The 16,844-nt window shown below is 61.5% G+C and carries 16 protein-coding genes; 12 read left to right on the top strand and 4 right to left on the bottom strand.

Annotated elements, in window-relative coordinates; all coding sequences use genetic code 11:
• Positions 1–26 precede the first annotated feature (26 nt).
• The 3 genes from CIK76_RS03430 to CIK76_RS03440 all read right to left on the bottom strand — a co-directional run bounded on the left by CIK76_RS03430 (position 27) and on the right by CIK76_RS03440 (position 4,274).
• On the bottom strand, positions 27–1,346 hold the full coding sequence (locus tag CIK76_RS03430; protein ID WP_096283444.1) for an AMP-binding protein: 1,320 nt from the start codon (positions 1,344–1,346) through the stop codon (positions 27–29).
• A 30-nt stretch (positions 1,347–1,376) separates the two neighbouring features.
• Positions 1,377–1,823, bottom strand: coding sequence for a hydroxyphenylacetyl-CoA thioesterase PaaI (paaI, locus tag CIK76_RS03435; RefSeq protein ID WP_096283446.1), 447 nt, complete (start codon positions 1,821–1,823; stop codon positions 1,377–1,379).
• Positions 1,824–2,111: 288 nt separating this feature from the next.
• Positions 2,112–4,274: a S9 family peptidase gene (locus CIK76_RS03440; RefSeq protein WP_096283449.1), complete on the bottom strand. Its 2,163-nt coding sequence runs from the start codon at positions 4,272–4,274 to the stop codon at positions 2,112–2,114.
• A 277-nt stretch (positions 4,275–4,551) separates the two neighbouring features.
• On the opposite strand from CIK76_RS03440, the gene CIK76_RS03445 reads away from it, so the two are divergent.
• The 9 genes from CIK76_RS03445 (at position 4,552) to CIK76_RS03485 (ending at position 12,188) form a co-directional block, all read left to right on the top strand.
• Positions 4,552–5,946, top strand: a complete 1,395-nt coding sequence (locus CIK76_RS03445) for an amino acid ABC transporter substrate-binding protein/permease (RefSeq protein ID WP_096283566.1) — start codon at positions 4,552–4,554, stop codon at positions 5,944–5,946.
• On the top strand, positions 5,943–6,698 hold the full coding sequence (locus CIK76_RS03450) for an amino acid ABC transporter ATP-binding protein (RefSeq protein WP_096283451.1): 756 nt from the start codon (positions 5,943–5,945) through the stop codon (positions 6,696–6,698). The genes CIK76_RS03445 and CIK76_RS03450 overlap by 4 nt, the downstream gene beginning before the upstream one ends.
• A 239-nt stretch (positions 6,699–6,937) precedes the next feature.
• Complete coding sequence (locus CIK76_RS03455) at positions 6,938–7,378, top strand: DoxX family protein (protein WP_096283454.1); 441 nt, start codon at positions 6,938–6,940, stop codon at positions 7,376–7,378.
• Positions 7,379–7,566: 188 nt separating this feature from the next.
• Entirely contained in the window at positions 7,567–8,553 is a 987-nt protein-coding gene (gene paaA, locus CIK76_RS03460) for a 1,2-phenylacetyl-CoA epoxidase subunit PaaA (RefSeq protein WP_096283456.1), read from the top strand.
• A gap of 1 nt (position 8,554) precedes the next feature.
• Complete coding sequence (gene paaB, locus CIK76_RS03465) at positions 8,555–8,845, top strand: 1,2-phenylacetyl-CoA epoxidase subunit PaaB (RefSeq protein ID WP_096283458.1); 291 nt, start codon at positions 8,555–8,557, stop codon at positions 8,843–8,845.
• Positions 8,842–9,702: a 1,2-phenylacetyl-CoA epoxidase subunit PaaC gene (gene paaC / locus CIK76_RS03470; RefSeq protein ID WP_096283460.1), complete on the top strand. Its 861-nt coding sequence runs from the start codon at positions 8,842–8,844 to the stop codon at positions 9,700–9,702. Before paaB ends, paaC begins: the two co-directional genes overlap by 4 nt.
• Before the next feature lie 35 nt (positions 9,703–9,737).
• Positions 9,738–10,235 (top strand): 1,2-phenylacetyl-CoA epoxidase subunit PaaD, encoded by a 498-nt coding sequence (gene paaD / locus CIK76_RS03475; RefSeq protein WP_096283462.1) that lies wholly within the window; start codon positions 9,738–9,740, stop codon positions 10,233–10,235.
• Positions 10,232–11,392: a 1,2-phenylacetyl-CoA epoxidase subunit PaaE gene (paaE, locus tag CIK76_RS03480; protein WP_096283464.1), complete on the top strand. Its 1,161-nt coding sequence runs from the start codon at positions 10,232–10,234 to the stop codon at positions 11,390–11,392. The genes paaD and paaE overlap by 4 nt, the downstream gene beginning before the upstream one ends.
• A 10-nt stretch (positions 11,393–11,402) precedes the next feature.
• Positions 11,403–12,188, top strand: coding sequence for an enoyl-CoA hydratase/isomerase family protein (locus tag CIK76_RS03485; RefSeq protein WP_096283466.1), 786 nt, complete (start codon positions 11,403–11,405; stop codon positions 12,186–12,188).
• Between the two features lie 58 nt (positions 12,189–12,246).
• Here CIK76_RS03485 and CIK76_RS03490 read toward each other — a convergent pair whose 3' ends face one another.
• The gene (locus CIK76_RS03490) at positions 12,247–12,699 is read right to left on the bottom strand and encodes an Lrp/AsnC family transcriptional regulator (RefSeq protein ID WP_096283468.1); all 453 of its coding nucleotides are present in this window, start codon (positions 12,697–12,699) and stop codon (positions 12,247–12,249) included.
• Between the two features lie 223 nt (positions 12,700–12,922).
• On the opposite strand from CIK76_RS03490, the gene pdhA reads away from it, so the two are divergent.
• The 3 genes from pdhA to CIK76_RS03505 are packed head-to-tail and all read left to right on the top strand — an operon-like array spanning position 12,923 to position 16,587.
• Complete coding sequence (gene pdhA, locus CIK76_RS03495; RefSeq protein WP_096283470.1) at positions 12,923–14,086, top strand: pyruvate dehydrogenase (acetyl-transferring) E1 component subunit alpha; 1,164 nt, start codon at positions 12,923–12,925, stop codon at positions 14,084–14,086.
• A gap of 2 nt (positions 14,087–14,088) precedes the next feature.
• Positions 14,089–15,171 carry an alpha-ketoacid dehydrogenase subunit beta gene (locus CIK76_RS03500; protein ID WP_096283472.1) on the top strand — a complete coding sequence of 361 codons (1,083 nt, stop codon included), beginning with the start codon at positions 14,089–14,091 and terminating at the stop codon, positions 15,169–15,171.
• Positions 15,172–16,587, top strand: a complete 1,416-nt coding sequence (locus CIK76_RS03505) for a dihydrolipoamide acetyltransferase family protein (RefSeq protein WP_096283474.1) — start codon at positions 15,172–15,174, stop codon at positions 16,585–16,587.
• Positions 16,588–16,844: the final 257 nt, after the last annotated feature.

The raw sequence follows: 16,844 nt of genomic DNA on the forward strand, positions 1-16,844 counted from the left end.
CTCGATTATCCCACGACAAGCAGGCTTTACTTGTCTCGCATGTCATAGATGCGCTTGAGCTTGCCCATGGAGCGCTCGAGCGATTCCGGATCCAATACTTCGATGGCGCAGGAGGATCCCACATGGATCTTGATCAGTTTCGCCAGGTCGGTTGCCGCGGTGGCGGCTTCCGCGGCCGACGCGCCGGCCCGGCGCTCCACCTTGACCGCGAGCTGGTCCATGCGGCCCGGACGGGTCAGCACCAGCTGGAAGTGCGGCGAGAGCGCCGGCAGCTTCAGGATCAGCTCTTCGATCTGGCTTGGGAAGAGATTCACCCCGCGCAGAATGATCATGTCATCGCTGCGCCCGGTGATGCGGCCCATGCGGCGGTGGCCGGGGCGGATCGAGCCGGGCAGGAGGCGGGTCAGATCGTGGGTGCGGTAGCGGATGATCGGCAGCGCCTGCTTGGTCAGCGAGGTGAAGACCAGCTCGCCGTGTTCGCCGTCGTTCAATACTTTGGTTTCGTCGAACGCATCCACGATTTCGGGACGGAAATGGTCCTCCCAGATGTGGCTGCCGTCCTTGAGCTCGACCGATTCGCCGGCCACGCCCGGGCCCATGACTTCGGAGAGGCCGTAGATATCGCAGGCGTCGATGCCGAACATCTCTTCCAGCTCGTGGCGCATCTCTTCGGTCCACGGTTCGGCGCCGCAGACGGCGACCTTCAGCGAGGTGTCGCGCGGGTCCAAGCCTGCCCGCTGCATGGCATCGCCAATAGTCAGCAGGTAGGTCGGGGTGCACAGGATCGCGTCCGGCTCGAAGTCCTTGATCAGCGTAATCTGTTTTTCGGTCTGTCCGCCGGACATCGGAATGACGGTAGTGCCCAGGCGCTCGGCAGCCGCGTGCGCGCCCATGCCACCGGTGAACAAGCCGTAGCCGTAGGCGTTGTGGACCTTCCAGCCTGGCTTGACTCCGGAGAGGCGCAAGCAACGTGCGCCCATCTTGGCCCAGTCATCCAAGTCCTGCTGGGTGTAGCCCACCACGGTGGCGCGGCCGGTGGTGCCCGAGGAAGCGTGGATCCGCGCCACCTGATGCTGCGGAACGGCGAACATGCCGAAGGGGTAGCTCTTGCGCAGATCTTCTTTTTCGGTGAACGGGAACAGCTTCAGATCTGCCAGTTCCTTCAAGTCTGTGGGGTGCACGCCAGCCGCATCGTATTTGTCCTTGTAGTAAGGAACATTGGTGTACGCGTAGTCCAGCGTTTCCTTCAGTCGAGTGAGCTGAATCGACTCGATCTGGTCCCGGCTCATCGTCTCTTCGGGATCCAGTGGGTTGGGCAAGTTATCGCGGTCAGTTGGCTGTGACATGCTCATACTTTCGTGTGGTGACTGAATGTTTTAGCGGTTCTTAGGCTTGGGAACGGTGCGCGAGCGGCCCCTGAACTCGGCCACGGTTTCAATCCCGCCATTCGTTCCCGGCTGGGTGACCGTGATGTCGTAAATTCCGCTGCGTCCTTGCTGCGAGACGCGCTGCGCGGTTGCCGTCAGCAGGCGTCCCGGGATCCCTGGCTTGAGGAAATTGATGTCTGCGCCGGAGGCCACGGTGATGGTGTCCGCGGAGCCTTCCGGCGGATTGCAGCTCAAGGCAAACGCGGTATCGGCCAGCGAGAAGATCATTCCGCCATGGGCGATGCCGAAGCCGTTGAGCATTTCCTGGCGAAGCGTCATCGTAATGACCGCAAACCCGTCGCTCACTTCCACCACTTCAATGCCCATCCACTGGGTGGCATAGTCATTGTGCAAGATTGCGTGGGGTAGTGACTTATCGATTTGGGTTTCGCTCATAGGGACCTCCGCCGAATTAGTTACCGAACGATCATTAGGTAATACTAGATTGTGACCCATCTCAAGCCCTGCTGTCTAATGGCGGACGTCACAATTACGCGGAGAGCCGGCGCCGCTCGGCGGCAAAGGCGCTGATGAGCACGCAGAATAAAGGGTTCCTCGCACTGCTGGTATCCCATCACCGAACCGGTTTCGCACCGCGCCGAAAAACGAAACCGCCCACAGCCATCGAAATCAATCGAAGGTTGTGGGCGGATCGGTGGATTCAGGCTTAGGTTCCCTCGCGGGTTACTTCGCCGTGGCCGGGTTCTTGCCCAGCGCATCGAGGGCAAAGGCGTAATCCCAGGCGCGATTCTTCCACGCCTCGTAGCGGCCCGAGGCGCCGCCGTGGCCGCCTTCCATCTCGGTTTTCAGCAAGATCGGTTCGCTGCCGGTGCCGACCTCGCGCAGCTTCGCCACCCATTTGGCCGGCTCCACGTAAAGCACGCGGGTGTCGTTCAAGGAAGTCACCGCGGCGATGCGCGGGTAGTCCACGGCCGCAACGTTCTCGTAGGGGGAGTAGGCCTTCATGTACTCATAGACCTCCTTGTCCTCGATCGGGTTGCCCCATTCTTCCCACTCCAGGGCCGAGAGCGGCAGCTCCGGATCCAGGATCGAGGTCAGCGGGTCCACGAAGGGAACTTGGGCGATGATCGAGGTGTACAGCTGCGGGGCCAGGTTGGCGATGGCGCCCATCAGCAGGCCGCCCGCCGAGCCGCCCAGAGCCGCGATGCGCGCCGGATCGGCCCAGCCCGCATCGATCAGATGCACCGTGGCATCGATGAAGTCGGTGAAGGTGTTCCGCTTGGACAGCTTCTTGCCCTGCAGGTACCAGTCGCGGCCCAGCTCGCCGCCGCCGCGCACGTGGGCGATCACGAAGACCACCCCGCGGTCCAGCACGCTCAACCGCGGAATCCCGAATCCCGGATCCATCGACGCCTCATAGGAGCCGTAGCCGTAGATCAGCACCGGATTCGGCACCGAGGTGTCCAAATCCGCGCGGCGCATCACCGTCAACGGAATCTTCGTGCCATCGGCGGCCGTCGCCCATTCGCGCGTGGACAGGTAGTCCGCCGAGTCGTAGTCGTTCACCGGAGTCTGCTTGCGCAGCACCAATTCCTTGTCATCCAGCCACAGGTCGTAGACGCGCGCCGGAGTGAAATCCGAGGTGTACCCGATGCGGATCAGCGGGGCTTCCAGATCTGCGAAGGTGGCGGCGGCGGTGAACAGCTCCTCGTCGAAGGCCGGCTCGAGCACCGGCAACTGCGATTCGGTGCCCAGCGATTCCAGCGGAATCAGCTGAACCCGTTCACAGGTATCGCGACGCACGGAAACCACCAGATGCGTGGCGGTCAGCGCGGTGCCCTCGATCTTGACCGTGGACTCGTGCCCGAGCACCGTGCGCCAGCTTGCCGGGTCGGTGTCGGCGCCCAGCTGCGCCAGCTCGACCAGCGAGAGCATATTGTTCGGTGCCTGGTGGTCGTGGGTGATCAGGGCGCGCCGATCGTCTCCGGGCAGCAGGTCGACCCCGTGGAGCAGACGCAGTTCGCGCGGAACGAGCAAGCGCACCTGTCCGTCCTTGTCGTTCAGATCCAAAACGCTGGTCTCCGCGTATTCGGAGTTGCCGCTGGAAATCAGCAGCTGCTGGAGGTCTGCGCTGAGATCGAAGCCGAGCCACATGCCCGGATCATCTTCCTGGAAAACCACCGTATCGCTGGCCGGATCGCTGCCCAGCACGTGGGCGCGCACCTGGTGCGGGCGCCACGTGTCGTCAACGACCAGGTAGTAGACGGTGGAGGAATCGGGGGAGAAGGCCAGTCCGTAGAACACGCCCTCGATGACGTCCGGAAGCAGCTGCCCGGTTTCCAGATCCTTGATGTACAGGGTGAAGCGCTCATCGCCCTGGGTATCGATGCAGTATGCCAGCAGGTTGCTCGGCTCGTTGATGGCCATGCCGCCCAGCGCGAAGAACGACTGGCCCTCGGCCAGCTGATTGCCGTCGAGCAGCACCTGCTCCCCGGGCAGCGCTTCGACCGGGTCGATGACCGGCGGAGTCCAGTCGGCGCGGGTATCGGGGGAGTCTTCGGCCTTGACCCGGCACTGGATGGTGTAGGGCTTACCTTCAACCGAACGGGTGTAGTACCACCAGCCGCGCCGCCGCGTGGGAACCGACAAATCGGTTTCAACGGTGCGCGCCTTGATCTCCTTGAAGATCTCCTGGCGCAGCTCTTCCTGATCCGAGGTGACCGCATCGGTGTAGGCATTCTCCGCGTTCAGGTGGTCCAGTACCTGCTTGCTGGTTTTTTCCCGCAACCACTCATATTCGTCGGTGAAGTTATCACCATGGAATTCGCGGATCGTGGGAATCTTCGCTGCGAGCGGCGCGCTAGCGGTAATCGATGCAGAAGTCATGCACCCATTCAATCTCACCAGCGGCGATTGTGGGGTTGGCTATGCTCAGCGCGGACAGGAATCGGGCGGCAAATTCCTCGTTTTGGCACGCGGACATGGTGCAAAGGGTGTCGGCCGGCCGACATTGGCCATAGGCTAACTAACATAAAGAATCGAACTGCACCAAGGGCAAAGCGCCCTATTCGCAATAGAAAGTGATTCAGCAGTGAAAAACACACGCACAACTTTGAGGTCGAGGCGTTTGACTCGGTGGATTGCTGCGGCTGCCATCGGTTTCATGGCGCTGGTGGCCGGGGCCCCCGGGGCGTTGGCCCAGGGCAACGAGAGCGTCGAGGGTCAAACCTACGTCATCGGCACCGACACCACCTTCGCTCCGTTCGAGTTCCGCCAGGATGGCGAGCTCACCGGGATCGACATGGATCTGATCAATACCATCGCCGAGGAACAAGGCTTCAACGTCGAGATTCGTTCCCTGGGCTTCAGCGCTGCCTTGCAGGCGTTGTCCTCGAATCAGGTCGATGGCGTGATCGCCGGTATGTCGATTACCGACGAGCGCAAGGAAATCTATGATTTCTCCGAGCCATACTTTGAATCCGGTGTTCAGATGGCGGTGGATCGCGACGACGAGACCACCAAGGGCTATGAAGACCTCGAGGGCGAAACCGTTGTAGCCAAGACCGGTTCAGAGGGCGAGACCTACGCGAAGTCCATCGCGGACGAGTACGGCTTCACCGTCAAGTCCTTGGACCAGTCGGCCACCATGTACGAATCGGTGAAGTCCGGCAGCGCCGTGGCCGTCATCGACGACTACCCGGTCCTTGCCTACGGCATCGCGCAGAACAACGGTTTGAAGACGGTGACCGACAAGGTGCCGGGCGGCTCCTATGGTTTCGCGGTCAACAAGGGCGAGAATACCGCGCTGCTGGCGGCCTTCAACGACGGGCTGGCCGAGCTGAAAGCCAGCGGGGAGTACGACAAGATCCTGAACGAGTACCTGGCCGATCCGAGCGCGGCGGTGCCCAGCAACTTCTTCGACCTGGTGGCCAAGTCCTTGCCGGCGTTGATGACCGGTTTGGGGAATACCCTGTTGGTGACGGCGATTTCCTTCGCGGTGGCCATGGTTCTTGGTCTGCTCTTCGGCTTCATGAAGATTTCGGGCAACATCGTGGTCCGCGGAATTTCGACGTCATTCGTCAATATCTTCCGTGGCACGCCGCTGCTGCTCTGGGCCTTCATGTTCTACTTCGGTCTGCCTCAGCTCACCGGCTGGGATGTCAGCATCTGGGTTGCAGGTGTGCTTACCCTGTCGCTGAACGCCGGCGCGTATATTGCCGAGATCGTTCGCGGCGGTATCCAGTCGGTTGATCCAGGGCAGCTGGAAGCCTCCCGTTCGCTGGGCCTTGGCTACGGAAAGTCAATGCAGAAGGTTGTGGTGCCGCAGGCCTTCAAGATGATGACTCCGTCCTTGATCAACCAGCTGATCATCATGCTCAAGGATTCCTCCCTGCTGCTCGCCATCGGCTTTGCCGAGCTGCTCTACCAGGGTCAGCAGATCTACGCGGCGAACTTCCGTGTCACCGAGACCCTGTTCATCGTCGGCATCATCTACTTCATCGCCATCATGGCCCTGACCAAATTGGCAAACTTTGCCGATCGGAGGTTTAACAAGTGAGCACCGTAAGCGAGCAAACCGCCACGTCGAAGATCCAGGTCCAGGAACTGCGCAAGTCCTTCGGCTCCAACGAGGTCCTCAAGGGCATCGATCTTCAGGTGGGCGAAGGCGAGGTTGTCTGCGTGATCGGGCCTTCGGGCTCCGGCAAGTCAACGCTGCTGCGCTGCCTGAACAAGCTGGAGGATATTTCCTCGGGCAAGGTGGTTGTTGACGGATTCGACGTCACCGATCCGAAGGTCGATATTAACCAGGTCCGTCGCCATGTGGGCATGGTGTTCCAGCATTTCAACCTGTTCCCGCATATGTCGGTGGCAGAGAACATCATGTTGGCACCGGTGGAGCTGAAGAAGCTGAACCGGACCGAGGCGCGGGCCAAGGCCGAAGAGCTGCTGGCCCGTGTGGGCCTGGCGGAAAAGGCCAATGCCCGTCCGGCCTCGCTTTCCGGCGGACAGAAGCAGCGTGTGGCGATCGCCCGTGCGTTGGCGATGTCCCCGGGCATCATGCTCTTCGACGAGGCAACAAGCGCGTTGGACCCGGAGATGGTTGGCGAGGTGCTGCAGGTGATCAAGGAACTCGCCGACTCGGGCATGACCATGGTGCTGGTCACCCACGAGATGGGCTTCGCCCGCGAAGTGGGGGACCGCGTGGTCTTCATGGATGGTGGTGTGGTTTGCGAAGAAGGCAAGCCAGAGGAGCTGTTCGGCAACCCACAGCAGGAACGTACCCGCGACTTCCTCTCCAAGGTGCTCTAGGTTTTCCTAGCGCTACCGCGTAAATTCGGCCCGCCCTTGCAGCGTCCTCACCCGAGGCGGTGCCAAGGCGGGCCGAATTTGTGTGCGCACTTATTGGGCTTGGTTGTTGCACCACGCAACATTAGTTGAAGATTAAAGTAAATTAACTTAGGCTGGAAGCAGAGCTAGCGCCGACCTGTCGGCGCGGAGCTGACCATTCGAGATCCAATGCATTTGGAAAATTCACCAGGAGCACCCATATGAATAACCTCATCGATAATCCACGCCTGCAGGTCATCGCCCAAACCATGCTGCGCCTTGCCTTCGGCTTCCTCTTCCTGGCTCACGGCTGGCAGAAGTATTTCCAGTTCACCCTCGAAGGCACCACGGCGGCCTTTGGCCAGATGGGCGTTCCGGCCGCCGGAATTATCGCACCGGTCGCCGCTACCCTTGAAATCGTCGGCGGTGCAGCTTTGATCCTCGGCTTGCTGACTCGCGTGTTCGCAGGCTTGCTGGGTGCGCAAATGGTCGTTGCGCTATTCATGGTCCATGTTCCGGGTGGCGTTTTCGTGGAGAACGGCGGCATTGAGCTGGTGCTGGCATTGGCCGCCGGCGCCCTTGCGTTGCTCCTCGTGGGGCCGGGCCGCGTATCGGTCGATGCGTTGATCTTCAAGAGCAAGAAGGCCACCGTAAACGCATAGCCGGTAGCCGCAAAACCCTATAAATGCCCCAGGTGCCGCCTGGGGCATTTTTGCGCCCTCAGACCCATTTCGGGGCGCCTGCCTTCGAATGTGACGCCCGTCCCGGCGGTGGTGTTGACGTGATCGAGCGCACCCTCATATACTGAACGAACGGTCAGTATGTAAATTGAATTTCAGTGAGGTGAACCATGGCCCCGACCACACCGCAGGAGCCGGGACTGAGTGCCGTCCCAAGCTATGAAGAGCAGCAGTCGCAGGCGCGCTTCGACGCCCTGATCAACGACGATTCCCGGGTAGAACCTCGAGACTGGATGCCAGAGCCCTACCGCAAGACATTAACCCGTCAGGTGTCCCAGCACGCTCACTCCGAAATCATCGGCATGCAGCCAGAAGCCAACTGGATTACGCGCGCCCCATCCTTGAAGCGCAAGTCGATTCTGATGGCGAAGGTCCAGGACGAGGCCGGCCACGGTCTATACCTGTACTCCGCGGCCGAAACCCTGGGCACCGACCGCGACGAGCTGAACGACCAGCTGCTGACCGGACGCGCCAAGTACTCCTCGATTTTCAACTACCCGGCACGCACCTGGGCCGATATGGGAGCCATCGGTTGGCTCGTCGACGGTGCTGCCATCGCCAATCAGGTGCCGCTATGCCGTGCCTCCTATGGTCCATACGGACGCGCAATGGTGCGCATCTGCAAGGAAGAATCCTTCCATCAGCGCCAGGGATTCGAAATCCTGCTCTCCCTCTCCCGCGGCTCCGAGGCACAGAAGAAGATGGCGCAAGAGGCCATCAACCGCTTCTACGAGCCCTCGCTGATGATGTTCGGTCCACCGGATGACCAGTCGCCGAACTCCGCCCAGTCCATGGCCTGGAAGATCAAGCGCTTCTCCAACGATGAACTGCGCCAGCGTTTCGTGGGCATGATCGAAGAGCAGGTCAAGGTGCTGGGCATGACCCTGCCGGATCCGGACCTGCACTTCGATGAAGAGAAGAAACAGTGGATCCACAAGGAGCTGAACTGGGACGAATTCATGAACGTCATCAAGGGCAACGGTCCAGCCAACGCCCAGCGGCTTGAACACCGCCGCAAGGCCCACCGCGAAGGTGCCTGGGTCCGTGAAGCCGCTACCGCATACGCCGAAAAGCAAGAACAAAGTGAGGTTGCCTAGCATGAGCCAAAAGAGCAATTGGCCCCTGTGGGAAGTATTCGTCCGTTCCTCCCGCGGACTCTCGCATGTGCACGCCGGATCGCTGCATGCCCCGGATAAGGAAATGGCCCTGCGCAACGCCCGGGATCTGTACACCCGGCGCAACGAAGGCATTTCCCTCTGGGTGGTGCTTTCCACCGATATCATCACCTCCGACCCGGACAGCAAGGACGCGTTCTTCGAGTCGCCGCAGGGCAAGGACTACCGCCACGCCACCTACTACAAGGCAAGCGAAGGGGTGAAGCACCTGTGAACCACGAAGAGCTCGACGCTTCGCTCGATAGCTTCGGCGACGCGCTGGCCTCGGCCACCCGCGTCACCCCGGGCAACGCGCTGCGCCCGGAAGACATCGCGGTGGCAGGAGCCAAGCCAAGCGACGAAGTCGCCGCCTATGCCCTGCACCTCGGAGACGACGCACTGATCCTGGCCCAACGGCTTTCGCACTGGATCTCCCGTGCGCCGGAAATCGAGGAAGATATTGCCTTGGGCAATATTGCCCTTGATATCCTCGGCCATGCCCGTTCATTTTTGACCTATGCCGGTTTGGCTTGGGATAAGACCGAAGATGATCTGGCCTACTGGCGCGAGGAAGAGGAATTTACCTCGCTGCATATCGTGGAGCAGCCAAACGGACATTTTGGCGTGACCATCATGCGCCAGCTCATCGTCTCGATCTACCAGCACCTGCTCTACAGCCGATTGCTGGAATCGACGGATGAAACCATCTCGGCGATCTGCGCCAAGGCGGTCAAGGAAGTTGATTACCACCGGGACCACGCCATCGCCTGGACCATCCGCTTGGGACGGGGAACCGAGGAATCGGCCGAAAAGATGCGCCACGCGCTGGAGATCCTCTGGCCATACACCGGAGAGATGTTCCAGGACGAGGAGCTGCACCGCACACTCGGCGAGGTGGCGGTTCTCCCGTCCTCGCTGCGCGATGCATGGGACGCGGAGATCACCGCCGTCCTCGCCGAAGCCGGGCTAGAAAAACCGAAGTCGGGATCGGCGATGGCGCATGGACGCGCCGGAGAGCATTCCGAACATATGGGCTACATCCTGGCCGAGATGCAAGTTCTTGCCCGCAAGCACCCCGGTGCGAGCTGGTAACCGATTCCCTAATCCGTTTGAAGGGAGCAGCAGTCTTGAGCAATGCAATAACCAGTGCAGAAGAACTCTATGGCGTTGCCGCGAAGGTCACTGATCCAGAAATTCCGGTGCTGTCCATCGCGGATCTGGGCATCTTGCGCGAGGTCAACGCCAATGCGGACGGCAGCGTGCAGGTGGTGATCACCCCGACCTATTCCGGTTGCCCGGCCATGGACGTGATTACCGAAGATCTGTACCTGGCCTTCCGCGCGGTGGGCATCGAGAAGGTCGACGTGAAGCTGGTACTGACCCCGGCCTGGTCGACCGACTGGATGACCGAGGATGGCAAGCGCAAACTCGAAGAGTATGGAATTGCCCCGCCGACCGGTACCGGACATAGCGGGCGCGTCACCGTAGGCATGAGCGTCAAGTGCCCACGGTGCCATTCCCTGAACACCCGAGAGCTCGCGCGCTTCGCTTCGACTTCGTGCAAGGCGTTGTACTCCTGCAAAGACTGTTTAGAACCCTTCGACTATTTCAAGGTGCTTTCATGAGCGAACAAACTACCCCCACCCGTCGTCGGGCCACTTTCCACCGCCTGACGGTCGCCGAGGTGCGCCGGCTGACCAAGGATTCCATCGAAGTCAGCTTCGCGATCCCGGCAGAGCTTTCAAGCGACTTCGATTACTTGGCAGGCCAGTACGTCGCGCTGCGCAAGGAACTGCCAAACACGGAGGGCGAACTAGTTGAGGTTCGCCGCTCCTACTCGATCTGCGCGGCACCGACCGGTGAGCTGATCAAGGTCGCAATCAAGCGCGACCTTGGCGGCCAATTCTCCACCTGGGCCAACGAAGAACTTGTCGCCGGAGACCAGATCGACGTGATGAGTCCCACCGGCGCGTTCATTTCGAAGCACAAGCTCACCGAAATGAACGACCCGAGCTCGGTGGATACCGTGAACCAGGACCAGTTCGTGGCGGTGGCCGCCGGCAGCGGGATTACCCCGGTCTTGGCGATTGCACGCACCATTCTCGAAGCGAACGAAAATACCCGATTCGACTTGATCTACGCCAATAAGGCGGCCATGGACGTAATGTTCCTGGAGGAGCTGGCAGATCTGAAGGATCGCTACCCGGCTCGCTTGGCATTGCACCACGTGCTGAGCCGCGAACAGCGCATTTCCCCCTTGCTCTCCGGACGTATCGATGCCGAGAAGCTTTCGGCCTTGCTTACCAATGTGCTGCAGGCACAGCAGGTCGACGAATGGTTCCTCTGCGGTCCCTTCGAACTGGTCCAGATGGTTCGCGATCAGCTCACCGAGCTGGAAGTCCCGAGTGAAAAGGTGCGCTTCGAGTTGTTCACCACCGGTGAGCCGAATCGTCCGCAGGGCCATGTGGGACGGCCCGTGCTTGTCGATGAAAACGAGAAGAGCATCGAAATCAGCTTCACCCTCGATGGCTTGCAGGGAGAGGTGAAGTCCCCGGTACGGGCCAACGAAACCGTGCTCAATGCGGCTCTGCGAGTCCGCCAGGACGTTCCCTTCGCCTGCGCCGGCGGGGTCTGCGGCACCTGCCGTGCCAAGGTCACCTCGGGAACCGTGTCCATGGCGGAGAACTACGCGCTGGAACCGGAAGAGGTGGAGGCCGGCTACGTGCTGACCTGCCAGTCGCACCCAACCAGCGACAAGCTCAGCGTCAACTTCGACTCCTAGGGGATAAGCCATGATCGAGCTAAGCATTGACCAGGGCATCGCCCGCGTGGTGCTCAACGCACCGAAGAAGATGAATTCCTTGGACCCGGCCGCTCTGCGTGAGCTCTCCGAGGCCTACGACCGGGCAGCGTCCGGGGTGGCCGAGGGAACGGTACGAGCGCTGGTGCTCACCGGCGAAGGCCGCGGATTCTGTGCGGGCCGGGATATTTCCGGAGTCAACCCGGCCGATGACGACGTCATGGGGTACCTGGATGGACAGGTTCAGCCGCTGCTGGAGAAGATGTCCAGTTTCCCGGCCCCCACCTTCGCCATCGTGCAAGGCGCCTGCCTGGGTGTTGGGCTGGGCCTCGCGGTAGCCACCGACGTAGTGTATGTCGCGGAGAATGCGAAGATCGGTTCGCCGTTCGCAAATCTCGGCGCCACCCTCGACTCCGGCGGGCACTGGCTGCTCACCGAGCGTCTGGGAGCCCACCGGACGCTCGACATGATCTATACCGCCGAGCTGATTTCCGGCGCGGAGGCCGTGCGCTCGGGACTATTTTCTCGCGCGTTCCCGGCCGAGGAACTGATCGAACGCAGCGAAGAGATTATCTCGAAGGTGGCCCGCGGCGCGACCCAGGCCTTTGTCGCGTCCAAGGCGCTTGTCGCCGAGATCCGCGATCAGCGGGTAGGGCTCTGGACCTCCATGCGCACCGAAAACAAGGCGCAGGCGGCGCTGTGCGACACCAGCGACTATGCCGAAGGGTTCAAGGCCTTCCAGGAGAAACGGCCACCGGTCTTTACCGGCGGCAACTAAACGGCGAAAAGCGGGCGGAACAGTAAATGCTGTTCCGCCCGCTTTTTGCTGTCCGCGCTTAGCGGGTATCGGAATCCTCGAAGATCAGTAAGGTCTGGGTGTCCAGCACCGTAGGCAAGGATTGCAGATGTTCAAAAACCACGCGTCGCAGATCCAGATTGTCTTTGGCACGGACCAGTAGAATCACATCGAAATTTCCGCCGACCAGACCAATGTGGTGCACCTCGGGAATCGAGGCGAGGTGGTCGCGCAATTCCCGCCAGGAGTGCTGGCGCAATTTCAGGGTTACATATGCGCTGGCTTTCAACCCCGCCTTCACCGGATCAATCACGGCGGTATATCGGGTGATGACCCCGGCATCTTGCAGTTTTGCGATTCGCGAATAGGCGTGGGCCCGGGAAACGTGCACGCGCTGCGCCACCGTCGTCACCGATTGCCGCCCGTCGTTGGTGAGCTCGGCCAAGATCGCTCGGTCAACATCGTCCAGCTTCAGCTCCGCATCCGCGGCCATTTCTTCTCCTTGCAGGGGCAGGACGAGTATTCGCCAAACCCATTTTGTGCGTACTAATCGTCTACAAGTATACGGATCCTCAGCGCAACTTTCTACGATTCGACTCCGGACTGGATACAAATTGAGTGCCCTGCGCATAATTGATTGCAAATGATGTTTGGGTGAGTTGAGTCACAGGACATGGTTTCTTGAGACCCAACCAGAGAATGAAAGGCGGGATGGCATGAGCACCGAAGCTCACGAAGATCGCATCTCCGAGGTCAGCAAGAAGTTCGGGATTACCCCCGAAGATTACATGCTGCCAGCGCGGCACATGATTAATCTTCTGGATCCGGATGGAACGCTGCGCGAGCAGAGCGAGCAAGGCACCGAGCCGGGGCACGAGTACCCGCTGCCAAGCCCCGCCGAGCTCATGGACGCATATTCCGCCCTCGCCGTCGGCCGCCGTGTCAACGACCAGAACTCGGCCCTCGTCCGTCAGGGACGCATGGCCGTGTACCCTTCAAGCCACGGACAGGAAGCCTGCCAAGTGGCTGCGTCCCTGTGCCTGGACGCCGGCGACTGGCTGTTCCCGACCTACCGCGACACCGTCGCCGTGCTCACCAAGGGCGTAGCCCCGATGGAGGTCATGACCAGCTTCCGCGGTGAATGGCACTGCGGCTACGATCCCAAGGCGTACAACTGCGCTCCGATGTCCACCCCGCTGACCACCCAGCTGCTGCACGCGGTTGGCGTGGCCCATGCGGCCAAGTTGCGCGGGGAGAACACCGTGGTGGTCGCCATGTGCGGCGACGGCGCCACCAGCGAGGGCGACTTCCACGAGGCGCTGAACTTCGCCGCGGTCTTCAAGCTTCCGGTGATCTTCTTCGTGCAGAACAACAAGTACGCCATCTCCGTGCCGCTCGCGCAGCAGTCGGCCGCACCCTCCTTGGCGCACAAGGCCGTCGGCTACGGCATGGCAGGCGAGCGCGTAGACGGCAACGACCTGATGGCGCTGATGGCCGTGATGGGACGCGCGGTGCGGCTGGCCCGCGAAGGCAACGGCCCGTTGCTGATCGAGGCGCACACCTACCGCATGCAGGCCCACACCAATGCCGACGATGACAAGCGCTACCGCGAGGACGCCGAGGTCAAGGGCTGGATCGCCAAAGACCCGGTGACGCGCATGCAGGCCTACCTCGACGATGCCGGACTGCTCACCGAGGAAGCGCAGGCGAAGATCACCGAGCGCGCCGAGGCGGTCGCGAAGCAGCTGCGCGACGGCATGAACCAAGACGCCGATACTCCGCCGAGCGAATTGTTCGAACACGTATTTGCTTCCAAAACCACTCAGCTGGCCGAGCAGCAGGCGCTGCTGGCCGACGAACTAGCCCGCGAGGAGGCCTAGCCATGACCGCCACGACATCACGGGTGAACCCGAACGTCAGCGATGCAACCGCACGCGCAGCCGCCCAGGCAGCGAACGAAAACCAGCCGGTCACCTTCGGCAAGGCGCTGAACACCGCGCTCGCCGACGCGCTGGTGGCCAACGACTCCGTGGTCATCTTCGGCGAGGATGTGGGAACCCTGGGCGGGGTCTTCCGCATCACCGACGGGTTGACCGAACGCTTCGGCACCGACCGCTGCTTCGACACCCCGCTGGCCGAGTCCGGCATCGTGGGCATGGCCATCGGCATGGCCATCAACGAGATGCGCCCGGTGATCGAAATGCAGTTCGACGCCTTCGCCTACCCGGCCTTCGAGCAGATCGCCTCGCATGTGGCCAAGATGCACAACCGCACCCGCGGGAAGGTGGAGCTGCCGATGGTCATCCGCATCCCGTATGCCGGCGGCGTGGGCGGCGTGGAGCACCACTGCGATTCCTCCGAGGCATACTACGCGCACACCCCGGGACTCAAGGTCTTTACCCCGGCCACCGTCAAGGACGCGTACCTGATGCTGCGCGAGGCGATCGACTCGCCGGATCCGGTCGTGTTCTTCGAACCCAAGAAGCTCTACTGGTCCAAGGAGCAGGTGGACCTCACGAAGCTGGCCGCCGAGTACGAAGCCAAGCGTGCGGCACGCACCGAAGGCAGTGCGCGGATCGCCCGAGCCGGCTCCGACGCCACGCTGATCACCTACGGGCCGAGCGTGTCCACCGCCATGGAAGCGGCAAAACTCGCCGCCGAGGAGGGCATCAGCCTCGAAGTCATCGACATCCGCACCATCGTGCCCTTCGACGATGAGACCGTCTGCGCCTCGGTACGCAAAACCGGACGCGCGATCGTCGTGGCCGAAGCCCAAGGGTTCGTCTCCGTAGCCAGCGAAATCGTGGCCCGCGTCCAGGAACGCTGCTTCCACTCCTTGGCCGCCCCGGTATTGCGGGTGACCGGTTTCGACATTCCTTATCCGGCACCAACCTTGGAGAAATACAACCTGCCAAGTGCCGAGCGCATCCTCGATGCGGTAGATCAACTTCAGTGGGAGGCATAAATGAGCGTCAAGACTTTTCTCCTGCCCGACTTGGGCGAGGGGCTGACCGAGGCGGAACTTGTTCGCTGGATGGTTGCCGCCGGCGACTCGGTGGCCGTGGACCAGCCCATCGCAGAGGTGGAAACCGCCAAATCATTGGTGGAGATCCCCTCGCCTTTCGAGGGCGTAGTTTCCACCTTGCACGGCGAGGCCGGCCAGATGATGCTGGTTGATGAGCCATTCTTCTCGGTGAATACCGGGGGAGCGGAAGCAGCCCCGGACGACGATCCAGCCGCCGGTGCGCAGAGCTACCTCGAGGAGGAGCTTGCCGGAACGCAAGCGCCAGCGGAAGAAGACGAAGGCAGCGGCAACGTGCTGATCGGCTACGGAACCGGTGCCGCCAAGACCGGCGCCAGCCGCCGCCGTCGCCCGCGCAACGGCATCACCACGGCAGCGGCTTCCAGCGAAACGACCTCGGTGGCCACCCGGGTTATCAATCCGCTGGTGCGCAAGCTCGCCCGCGAGAACTCCGTGGATATCAACCAGGTGCGCGGCACCGGAGCCGACGGGCTGATTCTGCGCAGCGATGTGCAGTCGCTCATTGGCCAGGGCGCAGCTGCTGCCGATTCTCCAGCTCCGGCCAAGCAGGAGCAGGCCAAGCAGGAGCAGGCCAAGCCTGCCCAGGGCTCGGCAGCGCAGCCGGCCTCCGCGGAGGCCGATGCGCGCACCGGCTTGCCGGTGGCCAGCTCGCAGGTGCTTACCGGCGTGCGCCGGACCATCGCCAACGCGATGGCCACCTCGCGCCGAGAGATTCCCGAAGCTACTGTGTGGGTGGACGTGGATGTCACCAAGCTGTTGAAGCTTCGCGGCAAGCTCAAGGAAGCGCAGGGCAGTGCGCCAAGCATGCTCGCGTTGATCTCACGCTTCGCCGTCGCCGGGCTTGCTCGCTTCCCGGCGATGAACAGCCGCATCGACACCGAAGCCGATGGCTCGTTGCGCCATACCGTGTTCGACGGGGTGAATCTTGGTTTCGCCGCGCAAACCGATCGCGGTCTGGTGGTGCCGAACGTGCGTGGTGCAGATAAGCTCAACGCCGTCGAGCTCTCGGCAGAGTTCGCCCGTCTCGCGGCCCTGGCCCGTGAGGGCAAGGCGCAGGTCAGCGATCTGTCCGGCAGCACATTCACGATCAACAACTACGGTGTGTTCAACGTGGATGGCTCGGCCGCGATCATCAATTACCCAGAAGCGGCAATTATGGGCATCGGCCGGGTCGTCGAAAAACCGTGGGTAGTCAACGGCAAGATCAAGGTTCGCTCGATCTGCGAGATGACGTTGAGCTTCGACCACCGGGTGTGCGACGGCGGAACGGCCGCAGGGTTCCTGCGCTTCGTGGCAGATGCCATGACCGATCCGAAGGCGGCCCTGACAGCGCTGTAGGGAAGAAGATCAATCAATAGCTATCGCCCGGCCCCGTGCCGGGCGATAGCTATTTGCCGGCCAAGCAGCACAATGATTGGCAATCACACCAAGTATTTGCAAGCCATGAAGCGTTTACTAGAATGATTTAAATACTTCGGCGAGGCATTCAGGGTATCAAAAATCGACATGCACCAGCCGAGCACCAACCCCAGTGAATAGGATGCGATCATTTCAACATCACGCTTTGAGGTCAAGCACCGTTCGCTGGTCACGCT

The sequence above is a fragment of the Glutamicibacter sp. BW80 genome, from assembly GCF_002332385.1.
GTDB lineage: Bacteria > Actinomycetota > Actinomycetes > Actinomycetales > Micrococcaceae > Glutamicibacter.